This is a genomic window from Allobosea sp. NPDC003192 (genome assembly GCF_050275675.1).
Taxonomy (GTDB): domain Bacteria; phylum Pseudomonadota; class Alphaproteobacteria; order Rhizobiales; family Beijerinckiaceae; genus Allobosea.
In genome coordinates this window covers 44,610-61,053 of sequence record NZ_JBNNPK010000027.1, presented here as the reverse complement: position 1 = coordinate 61,053, position 16,444 = coordinate 44,610, and the positions used below count along the sequence as shown (strand labels likewise).

The window sequence follows — 16,444 nt, the reverse complement described above, 5'->3', positions numbered from 1 at the left end:
CGGTGGGGCCGAGGAACATGAACGAGCCGATCGGCCGGTTCGGATCCTGCAGGCCGGCGCGGGCACGGCGCACCGCCGTCGACACGGCCCGGACCCGCAACTGCGGGTCGAGGCGATGGCGGCTGCTGTTGATCTCGATACCCCTGGCGATAGTGTCGTGGCGGTAGGGCTCGCCCGCTGCTTTCCAGTCGCAGAACATCTCGACGAGGTCGAACAGGTCCATGCCCGCGATACCGCGCTCTCCGTAGAACTCGGGATGATGCGAGTTGACCGCGTGGTGGCTCGCAATGGCCCGTTTCATATCCTCGGAACGGACATGGGGGTCGCCGAAGCGATGCTCGAAATTCGGCGGGTTGGCGTCGCGCGCAGGTTTTTCAGCCGGCCCGAGCTTGCTGGCGTCGTGGACTTCGCCGCGGCGGACGAGCTCGGCAGCGAAGGTCGCGAGCAGCTCTTGAACGCGACCAATGTGGCGCAGGGTATCGGCGGTTGAATCGTAGCTCATCGATGCAGATTAGCCGATCGGCCCGGGCTGCCATCACCTTTCGCCGGCTGCGCGCTCCTTGAGCAATTCGTTGAGGCGATCCTGCTTCTCATTGAGCAGGTCAGACAATCTCTCCTCGCTTCCGGAGCCGGACGCGGCGGTAGCCTGCTCTGTCAGGTCGGAAATCTGTCGACGCAGGAGCGCGATCAGATCGTCCAGCGCTTCGTGATTGCCGTTATCCGCCATGGCTGCTGTCTCCATTCTCTTTCAACGCCGAGCCGCAAGCGACCAGCTTCCCATAGATTTGCGCCGCGGCGACACAAATTCAATTGGCGCATTCGCGCCGCGCCTCGGCCCATAGCCGCCATTCCTCGATCGCCCGCGATCATTCGAATCCTAGCCTTCGCGCTAAGCAAGGCGTAGCCGCGATGCCAGATCGCCCGAAACCGACCTTGTGGGCCCGACGTAGCTAGTTCGGCTGGGTTGCAGGGAGAAACGACCATGCAGGCCAAGATCACTGGTCCTCTTGCAGGCTGCGTTTTGCTGGCGGTCTGCAATACCACGCCGACAACAGCGCTCGCCGACGACGTCTGCGCTGGACTACGCGGCAAAGAGCAGTCCGATTGCGTGCGGCTCTCTTCGCGTATCAGGTCGCAGCTGATGCTGCAGTACAGCGCCTTGGGCACGGGCTCGGGCAATAGCGTCAGCGGCGGATCCGGAACGGCTGCCATCGGCGGTGGGCCCGGCAGAAGCGCCGGTGGTGGAATCGGCACCGGCGGCACAGGCGGTGGCATTCCGGGGGGCGGGGTCAGCCCAGGTGGCGGTACCGGCTCCGGTGGTATCGGCCTGGGTGTCGCTGCCAATGCCGGCGCCGGTAGCATCGGCGCCGGTACCAGTGCCGGCGCCAATGTAAGCAATACAGGTATCGCAGCGACCGCCGGGCTCGGTGCGGACATTGGCGGCAATTCCATCGATGGCGGCGCGCGCGCAGGCGTGAGCAATAGTGGCATAGGGGCCGGGCTCGGCGCCGAGGCCAGCGTGGCTGGCGCGAATCTCGGCGTTGGCGCTGGCGCTGGCGCAGCCGGTAGAGGCATCGGGGCTGGCGTCGGTGCAGGAGCCAATGTTGCCGGCGCCAATCTTGGTGCGGGCGTCGGCGCAGGCGCTAACAATAGCGGAATCGGAGCTGGCCTCGGTGCCGGTGGCAATGTCGCCGGCGCCAATGTCGGCGCAGGCGTCGGCGCGGGCGCCAATAATGGCGGTGTCGGCGCAGGGGCCGGGGCCGGAGCGAACGCTGGCGGCCTTGGCGCCGGCGCGGGCGTCGGCGCAGGCGCCAACAATAGCGGCGGCGGGGCCGGCGTCGGGGCTGGAGCCAATGTCGGTGGTACCAGCGCGAGTGCGGGCGTCGGCGCCGGTCTCGGCGGTGGCGGCCTGGGCGCTGGCCTTGGCGCCAATGTCGGTGGCGCGGCCAGCGTTGGTGCTGCCGCAGGGCTCGGCGGCGGCGGCCTGGGCGCCGGCCTCGGCGCGAATGTCGGCGGGCTCGGCGTTGGCGTTGGCGTTGGAGCCGACGGCAATGGCGGCAGCTCGCCCAGCGGGTCGGACGGCTCTACCCCGAGATGAGGCCAACGGCGTTGCCTTCGCCTAGCGAAGGCAATGCCTCCAACTCCAGGCGGTGGCGCTCAGAACGCCGGCTTCGGCACGAACAGGCAGAACGGCCGCTGTGACGGCGCGATCACCATGCCGGTCAGCGTCCCGCCACTGCGGCAGATGTGGAAGCGCCCGTCCTTCGAGATCCGCGTCGCCTGTTCCGGTACGAAGTGCCCGTCATGGGTGAGGTATCCGCCCGGAACGATGCGGGGATCTGGCTCTCTCGCATCGGCGTCGAGACCCATCGGCCAGCAATCGCGATCGCTACAACAGTCGTACGGGTACCAGCTATGTGCGTGGACAGGCCCTCCGCCCCACGACAACAGCGCGAGGCAGAGCGCCGATGCGATGAAACGCATGGGTCGCTCCCTAGGCGAGGATGTCAGGCCAGCAACTTCGCAGCCAGATAGCAGGGCATGCGAATCGTCATCAGATTAGCACGAGATGACGACGGTCGATGCGACCCTGATAGCGTAGACGCCTAATACCTGAGCAGTACTCGCCTCTAAACTCGCCCGATGACTTCAACGCGGCCGATACTGTTCCAGTTCCTTCGCATCCTCGCTGGCGCGGAAGGCCTCGATCTTCTACTTTGCCCGCGCGGTACGGCCCGCCCACCCGCAGGAGCGCCCCTTGAGCAACGGCCCCGATTCAGCCGAACCACCACCGCGCCCAGGCGGGCTGGTGCGCGGCTTCCTGCGCCTGATCGTCGAGGTCGACGAGTCGCGCCGCTGGACGCATCGCGTGCGGGCCGCCCTGCTGCTCCTGCTGCTGCTCTGCGGCTTCGGCGTGCTCGGCTACTGGATACCGGAAGTGATCGAGCGCCATCTGCGCTGACGAGGTCCGGAAACGAGGTGGCCGGCCGACGACGGGGCTGAGGAGGCCAGGATCCCGACATCGACCGGCCGAGCCCAGCGGTGACCCAGGAGATGCGGCGGAACCTGGGCTTCCGAAGGGCGTTCCGGACGGCTGCTCTGCAGCCGTTCTCTTGGAAATCACCCTACGCGGAAGCATCTCCGAATCAATCGGAGACGATTGATTCACCAATATTCATCGAAACTTAACCCTACTTGGAAACCTTACCTCGCCCGTCGAGGCAGCCTCAGGCGGCGCTGGCGACGATGACACGGTTGCGGCCCGCTGCCTTGGCCCGGTAGACCGCCTCGTCGGCCCGCTTCATCATCTCCACCGGCCCGGCATCCCCTGCCCGCCGGCTGGCGACGCCGATCGACACCGTCACCGGAATCGCGCGCTGTCCGCGCTGGATCTGGAAGGGGTCGTCCTCGACCCGCTTGCGGATCCGCTCAGCCACGGCCTGGGCCGCGTCGAGCGCCGTGTCCGGCAGCACGACGACGATCTCCTCGCCGCCCATGCGCGCCACCAGGTCGATGCCGCGCGTGCAGGTGCGCACCCGGTCGGCGAATTCACGCAGCACCTCGTCGCCGGCATCATGGCCCCAGCTGTCATTGACCGCCTTGAAGCGGTCGACGTCGAGCACCAGCAGCGAGAGCGTCCGCGCCCGCAGCGCCGACTCGTCGAATAGCGTCGAGAGCCGGCTGTCGAGATAGCGGCGATTATGCAGTCCGGTGAGCTGGTCCATCACCGCCATTTCCATCGAGGACTGCACGCTGTCGCGCAGCCGCTCGGCGAAACGCTTGCGGCGGACCAGGGTCCGCGCCCGCGCCAGCAACTCGTTGCGGTCGATCGGCCGAACCAGGAAGTCGTGCGCGCCGATCTCAAGCCCGCGCAACACGCGCGCCTTGTCCGCCGCCTCGCCAAGCAGGAGCACCGAGAGATTGCGCGTCCGCTCCAGTGTGCGCAGCTGGCTGCAAAGCCGAAGCCCATCGTAATTCTGCAGATCCAGGCTCACCAGCACGATCTCGAAATCGCCCTCGGCGGCGCGGGTCAGCGCCGTCTGCGCATCTGCTTCCGTCTCGATCGAGTGGAAGGCCGACAGCGCCTGGGTCAACCGCTCGGCGATCAGCGGCCGGTCCTCGATCAGGAGGACACGCCCATTGAGCCCGGTCTCGGCCGCAGCGGCAGCCAGCGGATCGGCGATGCCGAGCTGGCGCGAGGCGAGCGCGCGCTGGCGCAGTTCGTCGGTCACCGATTTCAGTCGCACCAGGCTGCGCACCCGCGCGAACAGGGCGGTGTCGTCGATCGGCTTGGTCAGGAAGTCGTCGGCGCCGGCGTCGAGCCCCTTCAGCCGGTCGCTTGGCTGGTCGAGCGTCGTCACCATGACCACCGGGATATGGGCGGTGGTGGCATTGCTCTTCAGCCGGCGGCAGACCTCGAAGCCGTTCATTCCCGGCATCATCACGTCGAGCAGGACGATATCGGTCTCGCCGCGCTCGCAGATCGCCAGCGCATCGATCCCGTTCGTCGCCGTGACGACGTCGAAATACTCGGCGCCAAGCTTGGCCTCGAGCAGCTTCACATTCGCGGGAATGTCGTCGACGACCAGGACCCGGGCAGACATGACTCAGCGCTTCCCCTCAGGCCGTCCCGACATAGGCACGCACCGTCTCGAGGAACTTGCCCACCGAGATCGGCTTGGAGATATAGGCCTCGCAACCGCCCTCCCGGATACGCTCCTCATCGCCCTTCATCGCGAAGGCCGTGACCGCGATCACGGGGATCGACTTCAGCGCGTCGTCCTCCTTGATCCATTTGGTCACCTCCAGCCCAGACACCTCCGGCAGCTGGATGTCCATCAGGATCAGGTCAGGATGATGCGTGCGGGCGAGCTCGATCGCCTCGATGCCATCCGCCGTCTTGAGCGTCGCATAGCCATGGGCCTCCAACAGATCGTTGAAGAGCTTCATGTTGAGCTCGTTGTCCTCGACGATCAGAACCGTCTTCTTCATTTAGAGCTCCCAGTCCGCACATCCCCGGTTGTCCGAACGATCGGATTCTCCGGGCTGCCGGCCGCGTTCAGTGCTAGGTCTAGCATGCGAGCAGTTGACGAAACGCAAACCCGAAACCAGACTCGCCGATCATAGATAGATAGCCATGCCCCATCCGATCACCAGCGAGGAAGCGCAGACGCTGGCGCTCAAGGCGCTCGCCTTCCTGGCCTCCGAGCCCGAGCGCCTGGAGCCTTTCCTGGCCGCCACCGGCCTCGGTCCTACCACCCTGCGCAGCGCCGCGCAGGAGCCCGGCTTCCTCCTCGGCGTGCTCGACCATCTTTGCGCCAGCGATTCGCTGCTGCTCGAGTTCGCAGGAAATCTGGGCCTGAATCCGGAGATGGTCGCGCAGGCCCGCGAAGTCCTGGCCGGCCCGCCCGAAGCCTTCGAGCCGTGAGTGGCGCGGGCAGCCCAGCCGTCTTCGTCCGGGCGCTGTGCCGCGACTGCCTGCAGGATCATGACGAGGCCCGCGCGCCGGTACGCCGCTGCCCGTCCTGCGGCTCGCCGCGGTTGCTGCGCCATGCCGAACGCGACAGCCTCCACCTCGCCCATATCGACTGCGACGCCTTCTACGCCACGATCGAGAAGCGCGACGACCCTTCCCTGCTCGACAAGCCGGTGATCGTCGGCGGTGGCAAGCGCGGCGTGGTCTCGACCTGTTGCTACATCGCCCGCATGTCCGGCGTGCGCTCGGCCATGCCGATGTTCAAGGCGTTGAAGGCCTGCCCCGAGGCGGTCGTGATCAAACCGGACATGGCGAAATACGTCGCCGTCGGCCGCCAGGTCCGCAGGCTGATGCAGGAATTGACGCCGCTGGTCGAGCCGCTCTCGATCGACGAGGCCTTCCTCGATCTCGGCGGCACGCAGCGCCTCCACCATGCCAGCCCGGCCCTGACCCTCGCCCGCTTCCAGCGCCGGATCGAGGACGAGATCGGCATCACCATCTCGGTCGGGCTGTCCTACGCCAAATTCCTGGCCAAGGTCGCATCCGATCTCGACAAGCCGCGCGGCTTCTCGATCATCGGCCAGGCCGAGGCCGTCGCCTTCCTGGCCCACAAGCCGGTCGGCATGATCCCGGGCATCGGCAAGGCCGGCGCGGCGAAGCTGGCGCAATCGGGTTTTCGCGTCATCGGCGATCTCGCCAGGGCCGAGATCGCGACGCTCTACCGCCTGGTCGGCAAGGACGGGCCGCGCCTCAGGAATCTTGCCCTGGGCATCGATCCGCGCAAGGTCACGGTCGAGCACGAGGCCAAGACCGTCTCATCCGAGACGACGCTCGATGTCGATCTCGCCCGCTTCGAGGAGCTGGAGCCGATCCTGTGGCGGCTCTGCGAGAAGACCTCGCGGCGGCTGAAGGCGCAGGAACTCGCCGGGCGCACCGTCACCCTCAAGCTCAAGACCCACGATTTCCACATCATCACCCGCGCCGCCCGCCTGCCCGAGCCGAGCCAGCTCGCAGCGCGCCTCTTTGCCGCCGGGCGCGACCTGCTCAGGCGCGAATGCACAGGGCCGCGCTACCGGCTGATCGGTATCGGCATGAGCGACTTCTCCGACCCGGCCGAGGCCGATCGCGGCGACCTCGCCGACCAGCAGACGCCCAAGCTGAAGGCGATGGAAATCGCCCTCGACAAGGTCCGCGCCAAATTCGGCGATGCCGCTATCGAGAAGGGCCTGTCGCTGCGCGATACCCGCCGGCGCTCTACTTCGAGCAATCGCTCGCCGGAAGCAGATCCAGACGCGTAAGCGTGCCGCGCAGCGCGAAGGAGCCGTAATCGAGCCGGATCGCGCCGGTGACACCGTTCTCATAGAGCTCGAAGGAAACGGTGTAAGCTGGTGTGCTCTCGCCGGAACCGACCTTGAAATAGGAGATCGTCACCGGCCAGCGCGCGAGTTTCTCGAATTCCGGCTTGCGCAACGGTGCCTCGGCCGGCGCCGCCGTGATCTTGCGGCCGATCACGGAAAGGGTGTCGTAGACATCCTTGCCACTGTTGGCGCCGTCGTAGAGACGGACATTGAAGGTGTTCTTGCCTTCGCGCGCCGCTTGGATCACGGCTTTCATCTGCTCGTTCGGGAACATCGCCGCGCTCGCCTCGCGATGCGTCTCGGCCTTGGGCGCGCGCAGGCTGACCTCGTAACCGGCCTCGCTCTTCTTCGCCGTGCCGTCGACGATATCGGCCGGCGCCCCGGCCGCCGAACTCTCGGTCTTGAAGCGGTAGCTCTTGGCGTCACCCTCCTCGAAGCTGGTGGTGCGCGCATCGATCACGCGTGGCCCGGCTTCGCTGGTGAGCTCGGTGACTTGGCGGAAGGAGAGCGCGTAGCCGTCGCAGGCATCGCCGGAGAAATCGAAGGCGATGCGGCCGCGCGCCGTGGTAATGTCGCGCGACGGCTTGCCGTCGTCGAGCACGAGATCATAGACGGCTCGGTGCGGCAACAGGACCACCCGCTCCGCCGAGGCGGGCGTCTGCGCCCAGGCCCCCATCGCCGCCATCACCGCCAGGCCTGCGATCCCGCCGCGATACGTCTTCATGCCGATCCTCGATTCGCGCTTTTGGCTGGGTCGAACTGCAGCCCCTGCGAATCTAGGTGCATTGCGGCAATGGCGCAAACAAGGCGGCGCGAGCGCCGTGATGGTCACTCCTGTGCAGGCCGAAGTTCAGCCTTGGCAGCAGCGAGAATTTCGTCCGACAGCGCCTCGTCGTCGACCATGCGGGAGAGGACGAGCGCCCCGACCAATGTGGCGTAGCTCGCAATTGCACTGCTCCTGCGCTCATCCGCGGTTGCGCCCGGTGCGATGGCGGAGAGGCCGGTAATCGCCGCGCGGACGCCCTCCGTCGCGGCCAGGCGTGCAGCCGCGCCCTGCCGCGCGACGTCACATCCGAGCGCCGCCACCGGACAGCCATGGCCGGCATCGTCGCGATGCGACGGTGACAGATAACGATCGACGATCGCCTGCAGCGGCGCCTGTGGTTCCGCCGCTTTCGCCTCGGCCGCCCATTGACCGGAGTGAACGAAGGCACGCCCGAGTGCCTGGGCGGCGAGGTCGTCTTTCGAGGCGAAATGCCCGTAGAAGCCGCCATGGGTCAGGCCGACTGCCTTCATCACATCGGCGACGCCGACCCCGTCGAAGCCGCGCTCGCGGAACAACGTCGCCGCCGTTTCGAGAATGCGCTCGCGATTTTCGGCCATCTGTTCGCGGCTGACCCGCATCGATCCGCTCCTTCGAAAATCGGCAATCCAGCCTCTTGACTCTTTATATGATACTTATCATCTAAATTCAATCATGATAATCATCATGAAAAAAAACGACACCCAAATCGAACAGGAGTTGGACATGGCTACGCAGCAGCTCGGCACTGCCCTCATCACCGGCGCATCCACCGGAATCGGCGCCGTCTACGCCGACAGGCTGGCCCGTCGTGGCTATGACCTCGTCCTCGTCGCCCGCGACGCGGCACGGCTCGAAGCGCTTGCCGAGCGCCTCCGCCGCGAGACTGGCCGCAAGGTGGAATGGCTCAAGGCCGACCTGACCGCGAAGGCTGACCTCGCTGCGGTCGAGCTGCGCCTGCGCGAAGACAAGAGCCTGACCGTGCTGGTCAACAATGCCGGCATGTCGGTCGCGGGCACCCTGCTCGACGGCGAGATCGACCACTTCCAGACCATGATCGAGCTCAACGTCGTCGCCCCGACCCGTCTCGCCGCCGCCGCGGCTCGCAACTTCGTGACCCGCAAGCAGGGCGCGATCATCAACATCGCCTCGGTGCTGGCCCTGGCACCGGAGCTCTACAATGGCAGCTACAGCGGCACGAAGGCCTACCTCCTGAACCTCAGCATCTCCTTGCAGAAGGATCTCGCGCCGGCCGGCGTCTATGTCCAGGCGGTGCTGCCTGGCGCGACCCGCACCGAGATCTGGCAGCGCGCCGGCGTCGATGTCGACGGTTTCCCGCCTGAAATGATCATGGAGGTCGACGCCATGGTCGATGCGGCGCTGGCCGGCTTCGACCAGGGCGAACTCGTCACCATTCCCTCGCTGCCGGATACGGCGGACTTCGAGCGCTATACGGCGGCGCGGCTGACGCTCGGCCCCAATCTCTCGCGAAACGCGCCGGCAGAGCGCTATCTGGCGACGCGCTCCGACGCCGCCTGACTTGCCCTGCCCCGCAGGCGCATCGGCCACGCCGCGCTGCGCTTGCGGGCTTGCCTGCCATCGGCGATGAAAGGCTCCTGTCCAGCGCAGGCCGGGAGCCTCTCATCATGAACGCCATCGACACCAAGCTCGCCGCCCTCGGCATCACCCTGCCCGCTCCGGCCGCGCCGGTCGCGAACTACGTGCCCTATGTCATCACCGGCAATCTGCTGATCATTTCCGGCCAGCTCTGTTTCGGCCTCGACGGCAAGCTTTCCGATGCGCACAAGGGCAAGCTCGGCGGCGAGATCTTCAACGAGGCCGGGCTCGAAGCGGCAAGGCTCTGCGCCATCAACGTGCTCGCGCAGGCCAAGGCTGCGCTCGGCGGCGATCTCGGCCGGATCAAGCGCTGCGTGCGGCTTGGCGGCTTCATCAACGCAACCCCGCATTTCGCCGCTCTGCCGGCGATCATGAACGGCGCTTCCGACTTCATGGTCGAGGTGCTCGGCGATGCCGGCCGCCATGCCCGCTCGACCATCGGCGTCGCCAACCTCCCGGCCGATGCCGCCGTCGAGGTCGAAGCCATGTTCGAGATCGCCTGATGGCCGCTGAAGCCTGGCTCACCGCCCGCCCGATCGCGCATCGCGGCCTGCACGATGCCGCCGGCGGCGTGATCGAGAACTCGCTCTCGGCGGCAGCCGGAGCGATCGCCGGCAACTTCGCCATCGAATGCGACGTCCAGCTCAGCGCCGACGAGGACGCCGTCGTCTTTCACGACTTCGTCCTCGATCGCCTCACTGCGCAGAGCGGCCGCGTCGACGCCCGCATGGCTGCCGAACTGGCACAGATCGGGCTGAAGGGCGCCAGCGACCGCATCCCGACGCTGACCGGATTCCTCGAGGCCATTGGCGGCAGGACGCCGCTGGTGATCGAGATCAAGAGCCGCTTCGACGGCGATCTGCGGCTAGCCAAGCGTACCGCGCAGATCCTCGCCGGCCACAAGGACCAGCCGATCGTGCTGAAATCCTTCGATCCGGTGATTGTCGCGGCCCTGCGCGAGCTCGCGCCCGGCTTCGCCCGCGGCATCGTCGCCATGAACGAATATAACTATGGCGACTACGACCGGCTTTCTCCCGGCGAGAAGCACGCCCTCGCCAACCTCCTGCATTTCGAGACGAGTCGGCCGGACTTCGTCTCCTGGAAGGTCGCCGACCTGCCGAGCGCCGCGCCCTTCCTCTGCCGCAAGGCGCTGGGACTGCCGCTGATGAGTTGGACGGTGCGCACGCCGGAAGACCGCGCCCGTGCGACCGAGCATGCCGACCAGATGGTCTTCGAGGGCTTCTTGCCTTGAGCGAAACCGGCACGCGCGAAACTCTCAGGGTCCGCGTCGCCACCTCGCTGAAAGGCGTCCCGGCCGCGGACTGGGACGCCTGCGCCAATCCCCGCGCCGGAAGGCCGCTTGAATCGGCCTCCGAGCAAGCGGATTCAATCTCTCAAGCAGACCCGGATAACCCCTTCGTATCGCACGCTTTTCTGCTTGCTCTGGAAGAGAGCGGCTGCGTCGGCGGCCGCACCGGCTGGTCGCCGGCCTATCTCCTGGTCGAGGATGCGGACGACCGCCTGATCGCCGCCGCGCCCTCCTTCGTGAAGGGCCATAGCCAGGGCGAATATGTCTTCGACCATAGCTGGGCCGAAGCCTATATGCGCGCCGGCGGCCGCTATTATCCGAAGATCCAGGTCGCAGCTCCCTTCACCCCCGCGACCGGCCCGCGCCTGCTCGTCGCCGACGGGCCACAGATCATCGAAGCGCGCGAGGCCCTGATCGCCGGTCTCGACGCTTTGCGCGAGCAGGTTCGTGGTTCCTCGATCCACGTCACTTTCGCGCAGGAGCCGGACATGGCGGCTCTGCTCGAAGCCGGTTTCCTCGAACGCCACGACATCCAGTTCCATTGGCAAAACGAGGGCTTTGGCAGCTATGACGACTTCCTCGCCACGCTGGCTTCGCGCAAGCGCAAGGCGCTGAAGCGCGAGCGGCGCGAGGCGCTCTCGGCCGGCATCGAGGTCGCGGTCCTCTCGGGCTCTGACCTCACCGAGAGCGTCTGGGACGACTTTTTTAGCTTCTATGAGGACACCGGCTCGCGCAAATGGGGCCGCCCCTATCTCAACCGCCGCTTCTTCTCGGAGATCGGCCAGCGCATGGGCGAGCGCGTCGTGCTGGTGCTCGCCCGCCGCGCCGGCCACAACATCGCCGGGGCGATCAATTTCCGCGGCGGCAACACGCTCTATGGCCGCAACTGGGGCTGCATCGAGGACCATCCCTTCCTGCATTTCGAGCTCTGCTATCACCAGGCCATCGACTACGCGATCGCGCACAGGCTGATCCGCGTCGAGGCTGGCGCCCAGGGCGAGCACAAGCTCGCCCGCGGCTATCGCCCGGTGACCACCCGCTCGGCCCATCTCCTCGCCGATCCCGGCCTTGCCCGCGCCGTCGCCGCCTACCTGCCCGGCGAACGGCGTGAGATCGGCTCTGCAGTGGCTGCGCTTGCGCAGGAGAGCCCCTTCCGCAAGGCTGGCGACATCTGACCCACGAACCACCGGAACCTGCGCGATGACCGCCTATGATCCCAGCAACATCTTCGCCAAGATCCTGCGCGGCGAACTGCCGGCCCACCGCGTCTACGAGGACGACCGGGCCCTCGCCTTTCTCGACATCATGCCGCGCGCGCCCGGCCACACGCTGGTGATCCCGAAGAACCCGGCCCGCAACATCCTCGACATCGACGCCGGCGACCTCGGCTATGTCGCGACGATCGCCCAGCGTATCGCCCGGGCGCAGATGCAGGCCTTCGCCGCCGACGGCATCACCGTGCAACAGTTCAACGAGAGCGCCGGCGGCCAGGTCGTCTTCCATTTGCACGTTCACGTCATCCCGCGCCATGACGGCGTCGCGATGAAGCCGCCGGCCAGCGAAATGGCCAAGCCCGAGGATCTGGCGGCCGCTGCAGAAAAAATTCGGGCCGCGCTGAAAAATCTTTGAGGGGCATGTCACGCGGGCGCTAGCTGGCTCGTCCTGTCTTCATCGCCACCCGATGGAGAGACCGATGAGCCAGCGCCTCAATGCCTTCCAGACCGCTCCCGAGGCCTACAAGGCCATGCTCGTGCTGCAGGAGTACGTGAACCAGACCCAGCTCGAGCACAGCCTGCAGGAGCTGGTGAAGATCCGGGCATCGCAGATCAACCGCTGCGCCTATTGCCTGCACATGCACATCGCCGACGCCCGCAAGGCCGGCGAGAGCGAGGCCCGCCTCAACCTGCTCAGCGCCTGGGAGGAGTCCGAGCTTTTCACCCCGCGCGAGCGCGCCGCCCTGCGCTGGACCGAGGAACTGACGCATGTCGCCGACCGCAGCCCAAGCGACGCGGCCTTCGCCGAACTGCGCGAGCATTTCAGCGAGAAGGATTGCGTCGACCTCTCGGTCGCAATCGGCATGATCAATCTCTGGAACCGGCTCAACTGCGGCTTCCGCACCCGGCACCCGAACGATCGCCGCCGCGAGCCGGCCGCCGCCTGAGCCTCAGCCTCGTCGTCAATGGCCCGGCGCGAACGCACTGGGCCGGAATGCCCCCCGCACGAAAGCCCCCGCCATGAGCAAGCGCCTCAATCCCTACACCACCGCCCCCGACACCATGAAGCCGATGATCGCGCTCGAAGCCTCGATCAAGGAGAGCGGCCTCGAACACAGCCTGATCCACCTGGTGAAGATGCGGGCCTCGCAGATCAATGGCTGCGCCTACTGCCTGCACATGCACTCCTCCGATGCGATCAAGGAGGGCGAGAGCCCGGCCCGCCTGTTCCTGCTCGACGCCTGGCACGAGTCGGCGCTCTATACGCCGCGCGAGCGGGCCGCCCTCGCCTGGACCGATGCGCTGACACTGATCTCGCAGACCCATGCGCCGGACCAGGCCTATGACGAGGTCGTCAGCCATTTCAGCCCGGAGGAAACCGTGAAACTCACGCTGCTGATCGGCGCGATCAACACCTGGAACCGGATCGCCATCGGCTTCCGCTCTGCGCATCCGCATGACCGTCCGGCCAAGTCCGACGCGGCCGCCTGAGACGCTTGCCATGAGCACCCCGGACGATCTCTTCGAGACGCATCGCCGCTTCCTGACCCGGCTCGCCTATCGCATGCTCGGCTCGGTCAGCGATGCCGAGGACATCGTCCAGGAGGCATGGCTACGCTGGCGCGATGTCCCGCAAGGCGAGGTCGAGGCGCCGCGCGCCTATCTCGCCCGCACCGTCACGCGCCTCTGCCTCGACCAGATGAAATCAGCCCGCAGCAAGCGCGAATTCTATGTCGGCGCCTGGCTGCCGGAACCGCTGATCGAGGAGATCGGCGCGGCCGAAGCCGATGTCGACACCCAGCTCGACGCCCCGATCGCGCTCATGCTCGCGCTCGAGCGACTCTCGCCGCTGGAGCGCGCCGCCTTCCTGCTGCACGACGTCTTCGACCTCGACTTCGCCGAGATCGCCCGCACAATCGACCGCAGCGAGAGCGCCTGCCGCCAGCTCGCCAAGCGCGCCCGCGAGCATGTCCGCATCGACATGCCGCCACGCAACAAGGTCGACCCCGCCGAGGCCAGGCGTTTCGTCGAAGCCTTCTTCAAGGCCGCCCACAAGGCCGACACCAGCGACCTGCAGACCCTGCTGGCGGAGGACGTCGCCTTCCACAGCGACGGCGGCGGCAAGGTGCTGGCGGTCGCGAACGTGCTCCACGGCATCGACCGCGTCCAGCGCTTCTTCGCCGGCATCGCCCGCAAGGTGATCAGCCAGCAGAAATCGACCACTGTCTACAAGCCGGTGCTGATCAACGGCCTACCCGGCTATCTCAGCCTCGAACGCGGCGAGACCTTGCAGGCGACCGCGCTCGACATCCGCGATGGCCTTGTCCACGCGATCTATGTCGTGCGCAATCCGGACAAGCTCCGGCACATCACGCTGGCGGCGGAATAGTCCCTCGAGATCGCCTTCGTCGCGTCACAGTCGCGATTATGGCTCAAATATGGGCAAGGCAACTTGGCTAGCTGATTTCATCCAGTCTGGAGCCTTGCGCTATGAATTTTGACATTTCCCAAGTTAAGCACCCGAAAGAAAAGCTCTACGGCAGCATCATGCTCGTCGTTGGAATCGCAATCTGGGCAGTGGTGCTCGGCGCCATTGCCGTTGCTCTGCTGAGCGGCTCGATCTGGCATGGTCTGGTCCTGCTCTTCTATTTCGGCATCTTCTGGCTGGTCTCCTATTGGGCGCGCGCCCTCACCCGCGCCTATATGATCGGCCATTTCGTCATGGTCGGCCCCGACCAGTTCCCGCATATCCACCGCATGGTCGAGGACGGCGCCCGCGCGCTCGGCCTGCGCGAGATCCCGCAGACCTTCGTCTACAATTCCAGCGGCGTGCTGAACGCGATGGCGCTGCGCCTTGTCGGCCGCCAGCGCTATATTTGGCTGACCTCGGCCCTGCTCGACGCCGACAATGACGAGCAGGTCCGCTTCGTCATCGGCCATGAGCTCGGCCACCATGTCGCCGGCCATCTCGACGAGCCCTGGAGCTATCTGCGCTTCCCCGGCCACATCGTCCCATTCCTCGGCGCCGCCTATTCCCGCGGCCGCGAACTGACCTGCGATCGCATCGGCGCCTTCGTCGCCCGCGACCTGCAGGCCGCCCGCACCGGCCTGCAGATGCTCGCCTGCGGTAGCGCCAAGCTGAATGCCCAGATGAACCCGGACGCCTTCCAGAAGCAGGAGCAGATGGTGCCGGGCATCGCCGGCTTCTTCCTCAAGATCGTCTCGCACTATCCGCGCCACACCCGCCGTGTCGAGGCGGTGACGCAATGGTACAAGACACAGCCGGCAGTCGGTCAGTCCATCCGTCCGAGCTTCGCGCCGCGCACGGCCTGAGAGCTGTCGCGGACGACATCTCGACGCATCATCGAGCCGGCGCCTTCTCGGCGTCGGTTTTCGTTTGAAGGCCTGAAGCGGAACCCGGCCTTCAGCCGAGCCAGAGCGCGCCGCCGATCAGTACCGCCTCGCCGGCGAGAACCGCCAGCATCACCTTGCTCCTTGAGAGCAGCACGATCACGACGGCGACGGCGAGCGCCGCCAGCCTGACCGCGAGCGGCACGCCGGCGAGCGCGCCGGGCGCCGTCAGCACGAGCTTGGCCACCACCCCGGCCAGCAGCGAGGTCGCGACCAGCCTGACCCATTCGAGCCAGGGCGATTGCTCGTCGAGCCGCCGGGCGAAGGCGACGGCGAGCCAGCGCCAGATCTCGGTCGGCAGCACCGCGAACAGGATGAGCGCGAGATAGGGCCACCACGGCCCGTCGAGGAAGGCGATCGGCTGGGTCATGCGCCCGCCTTCCGCGCCTTGCGCCAGCGCTGGACCAGGAAGGCGATGCTGCCGCCGGCGATGCCGCTGGCGATCAGATCGAAGCCGCCGCCGATCGCCCAGCTCGCCACCGGCGCCAGCGCGAGGCCGAGCCCGATCGCAACGGTGTCGCCCAGGCCGCGGATGCCGGCCACCATCGAGCTGAGGAAGAAGATCGGCGTCAGACAGAGCAGCCCGGCCGCGACCGGCGCCGGCACCACGCCGGCGAGATGGAAGCCGGCGAAAGTGGTGAACGAGCTGACGACGATCAGCGCATTGGCGAAGCCGAGGAAATAGGGCACCCGCTCTTCGGGCGGCATCGTCGGCAGGCGCCGGAAGCTCTCGACCCAGGCCGTCACCGCGACATAGTGGGCGAGCAGCAACTGAGTGCCGATCCCCTGCCCCGGACGGCGCAGCAGCGGCAGCAGCGCCACCGTCATCGGCAGGAAGCGCAGCGAGGCGAAGCCGATCGCCAGGGCGATGGCGCTCCAGGCGGCGCCGGCAGCGACCGAGGCGAAGAACAGCACCTGCGAAGGTCCGGCCCAGACCAGGATGGTCGAGAGCACGGCGGCCTCGACGGGATAGCCGACATCGCGCGCCAGCGTGCCGACACCCATCAGCGAAAGTCCGACCACCCAGGCCGGCAGCATCACGGCATCGCAAAAGCCCCTGAAGGCCAGCCGCAGCCAGGCGTTGCGAGTCGGCGCGCTCACGGCAGCGCCATCGGCTTGCGCCATGCAGCCTGAGCCAACGCAATCTGTTGTCGGAAGGCTCTGCCGTCACGGCCGAGCTCAAGCCCTTCCCTCGCTTGCGGTGGGGAGGGTTGGGCGGGGGGCTGTGCCGCCCGATGAGAGCTGGAAGAAGTCCCG

21 protein-coding genes and 1 pseudogene are annotated in these 16,444 nt (G+C 66.9%); 12 read left to right on the top strand and 10 right to left on the bottom strand.

The features are described from left to right. Positions 1-169 precede the first annotated feature (169 nt). The 4 genes and pseudogenes from ACQKLX_RS27015 to ACQKLX_RS27000 form a co-directional block, all read right to left on the bottom strand. Positions 170-502, bottom strand: a pseudogene (locus ACQKLX_RS27015) (DUF5662 family protein); the annotation flags it as partial. Positions 503-535: 33 nt separating this feature from the next. After that, complete coding sequence (locus tag ACQKLX_RS27010; protein WP_427364649.1) at positions 536-727, bottom strand: hypothetical protein; 192 nt, start codon at positions 725-727, stop codon at positions 536-538. A 354-nt stretch (positions 728-1,081) separates the two neighbouring features. Continuing rightward, entirely contained in the window at positions 1,082-2,104 is a 1,023-nt protein-coding gene (locus ACQKLX_RS27005) for a hypothetical protein (RefSeq protein WP_427364648.1), read from the bottom strand. Positions 2,105-2,157: 53 nt separating this feature from the next. After that, complete coding sequence (locus ACQKLX_RS27000) at positions 2,158-2,484, bottom strand: hypothetical protein (protein WP_427364647.1); 327 nt, start codon at positions 2,482-2,484, stop codon at positions 2,158-2,160. 274 nt (positions 2,485-2,758) lie between these two features. Here ACQKLX_RS27000 and ACQKLX_RS26995 point away from each other — a divergent pair, with 274 nt between their 5' ends. Continuing rightward, complete coding sequence (locus tag ACQKLX_RS26995; RefSeq protein ID WP_427364646.1) at positions 2,759-2,962, top strand: hypothetical protein; 204 nt, start codon at positions 2,759-2,761, stop codon at positions 2,960-2,962. Positions 2,963-3,227: 265 nt separating this feature from the next. Here the strand turns inward: ACQKLX_RS26995 and ACQKLX_RS26990 are convergent, their stop codons facing one another. Continuing rightward, positions 3,228-4,604, bottom strand: a complete 1,377-nt coding sequence (locus tag ACQKLX_RS26990; protein WP_427364645.1) for a PleD family two-component system response regulator — start codon at positions 4,602-4,604, stop codon at positions 3,228-3,230. 16 nt (positions 4,605-4,620) lie between these two features. Further along, positions 4,621-4,992 (bottom strand): response regulator, encoded by a 372-nt coding sequence (locus ACQKLX_RS26985; protein WP_091842024.1) that lies wholly within the window; start codon positions 4,990-4,992, stop codon positions 4,621-4,623. A gap of 145 nt (positions 4,993-5,137) precedes the next feature. On the opposite strand from ACQKLX_RS26985, the gene ACQKLX_RS26980 reads away from it, so the two are divergent. Both ACQKLX_RS26980 and ACQKLX_RS26975 read left to right on the top strand, forming a co-directional pair. Beyond that, positions 5,138-5,428 carry a DUF3572 domain-containing protein gene (locus tag ACQKLX_RS26980; RefSeq protein WP_427364644.1) on the top strand — a complete coding sequence of 97 codons (291 nt, stop codon included), beginning with the start codon at positions 5,138-5,140 and terminating at the stop codon, positions 5,426-5,428. Then, positions 5,425-6,774, top strand: a complete 1,350-nt coding sequence (locus ACQKLX_RS26975; RefSeq protein ID WP_427364643.1) for a DNA polymerase IV — start codon at positions 5,425-5,427, stop codon at positions 6,772-6,774. Before ACQKLX_RS26980 ends, ACQKLX_RS26975 begins: the two co-directional genes overlap by 4 nt. Here the strand turns inward: ACQKLX_RS26975 and ACQKLX_RS26970 are convergent. Together ACQKLX_RS26970 and ACQKLX_RS26965 are read right to left on the bottom strand one after the other, a co-directional pair. Then, positions 6,731-7,558 carry a cell envelope integrity EipB family protein gene (locus tag ACQKLX_RS26970; protein ID WP_427364642.1) on the bottom strand — a complete coding sequence of 276 codons (828 nt, stop codon included), beginning with the start codon at positions 7,556-7,558 and terminating at the stop codon, positions 6,731-6,733. The genes ACQKLX_RS26975 and ACQKLX_RS26970 overlap by 44 nt on opposite strands. A gap of 104 nt (positions 7,559-7,662) precedes the next feature. After that, a complete protein-coding gene (locus ACQKLX_RS26965) occupies positions 7,663-8,238 on the bottom strand; it encodes a TetR/AcrR family transcriptional regulator (protein ID WP_427364641.1) in 576 nt (191 codons plus the stop codon). Positions 8,239-8,362: 124 nt separating this feature from the next. On the opposite strand from ACQKLX_RS26965, the gene ACQKLX_RS26960 reads away from it, so the two are divergent. The 9 genes from ACQKLX_RS26960 to ACQKLX_RS26920 all read left to right on the top strand — a co-directional run bounded on the left by ACQKLX_RS26960 (position 8,363) and on the right by ACQKLX_RS26920 (position 15,109). Next, positions 8,363-9,175 carry an SDR family NAD(P)-dependent oxidoreductase gene (locus ACQKLX_RS26960; protein WP_427364640.1) on the top strand — a complete coding sequence of 271 codons (813 nt, stop codon included), beginning with the start codon at positions 8,363-8,365 and terminating at the stop codon, positions 9,173-9,175. A 107-nt stretch (positions 9,176-9,282) separates the two neighbouring features. Next, a complete protein-coding gene (locus ACQKLX_RS26955; protein WP_427364639.1) occupies positions 9,283-9,756 on the top strand; it encodes a RidA family protein in 474 nt (157 codons plus the stop codon). Then, complete coding sequence (locus tag ACQKLX_RS26950) at positions 9,756-10,505, top strand: glycerophosphodiester phosphodiesterase family protein (RefSeq protein WP_427364638.1); 750 nt, start codon at positions 9,756-9,758, stop codon at positions 10,503-10,505. The genes ACQKLX_RS26955 and ACQKLX_RS26950 overlap by 1 nt, the downstream gene beginning before the upstream one ends. Continuing rightward, the gene (locus ACQKLX_RS26945; RefSeq protein ID WP_427364637.1) at positions 10,502-11,737 is read left to right on the top strand and encodes a GNAT family N-acetyltransferase; all 1,236 of its coding nucleotides are present in this window, start codon (positions 10,502-10,504) and stop codon (positions 11,735-11,737) included. Before ACQKLX_RS26950 ends, ACQKLX_RS26945 begins: the two co-directional genes overlap by 4 nt. A gap of 25 nt (positions 11,738-11,762) precedes the next feature. After that, positions 11,763-12,191 (top strand): HIT family protein, encoded by a 429-nt coding sequence (locus tag ACQKLX_RS26940; RefSeq protein WP_427364636.1) that lies wholly within the window; start codon positions 11,763-11,765, stop codon positions 12,189-12,191. 64 nt (positions 12,192-12,255) lie between these two features. After that, complete coding sequence (locus ACQKLX_RS26935; protein WP_427364635.1) at positions 12,256-12,723, top strand: carboxymuconolactone decarboxylase family protein; 468 nt, start codon at positions 12,256-12,258, stop codon at positions 12,721-12,723. A 73-nt stretch (positions 12,724-12,796) separates the two neighbouring features. Further along, entirely contained in the window at positions 12,797-13,267 is a 471-nt protein-coding gene (locus ACQKLX_RS26930; RefSeq protein ID WP_427364634.1) for a carboxymuconolactone decarboxylase family protein, read from the top strand. 10 nt (positions 13,268-13,277) lie between these two features. Continuing rightward, positions 13,278-14,165, top strand: coding sequence for a sigma-70 family RNA polymerase sigma factor (locus ACQKLX_RS26925; protein WP_427364633.1), 888 nt, complete (start codon positions 13,278-13,280; stop codon positions 14,163-14,165). Between the two features lie 158 nt (positions 14,166-14,323). Further along, positions 14,324-15,109 (top strand): M48 family metallopeptidase, encoded by a 786-nt coding sequence (locus ACQKLX_RS26920; protein ID WP_427364632.1) that lies wholly within the window; start codon positions 14,324-14,326, stop codon positions 15,107-15,109. A gap of 91 nt (positions 15,110-15,200) precedes the next feature. On the opposite strand, the gene ACQKLX_RS26915 is transcribed toward ACQKLX_RS26920, so the two are convergent. Both ACQKLX_RS26915 and ACQKLX_RS26910 read right to left on the bottom strand, forming a co-directional pair. Next, a complete protein-coding gene (locus ACQKLX_RS26915) occupies positions 15,201-15,557 on the bottom strand; it encodes an AzlD domain-containing protein (RefSeq protein WP_427364631.1) in 357 nt (118 codons plus the stop codon). Further along, positions 15,554-16,288, bottom strand: coding sequence for an AzlC family ABC transporter permease (locus ACQKLX_RS26910; RefSeq protein ID WP_427364630.1), 735 nt, complete (start codon positions 16,286-16,288; stop codon positions 15,554-15,556). Before ACQKLX_RS26910 ends, ACQKLX_RS26915 begins: the two co-directional genes overlap by 4 nt. Positions 16,289-16,444 lie beyond the last annotated feature (156 nt).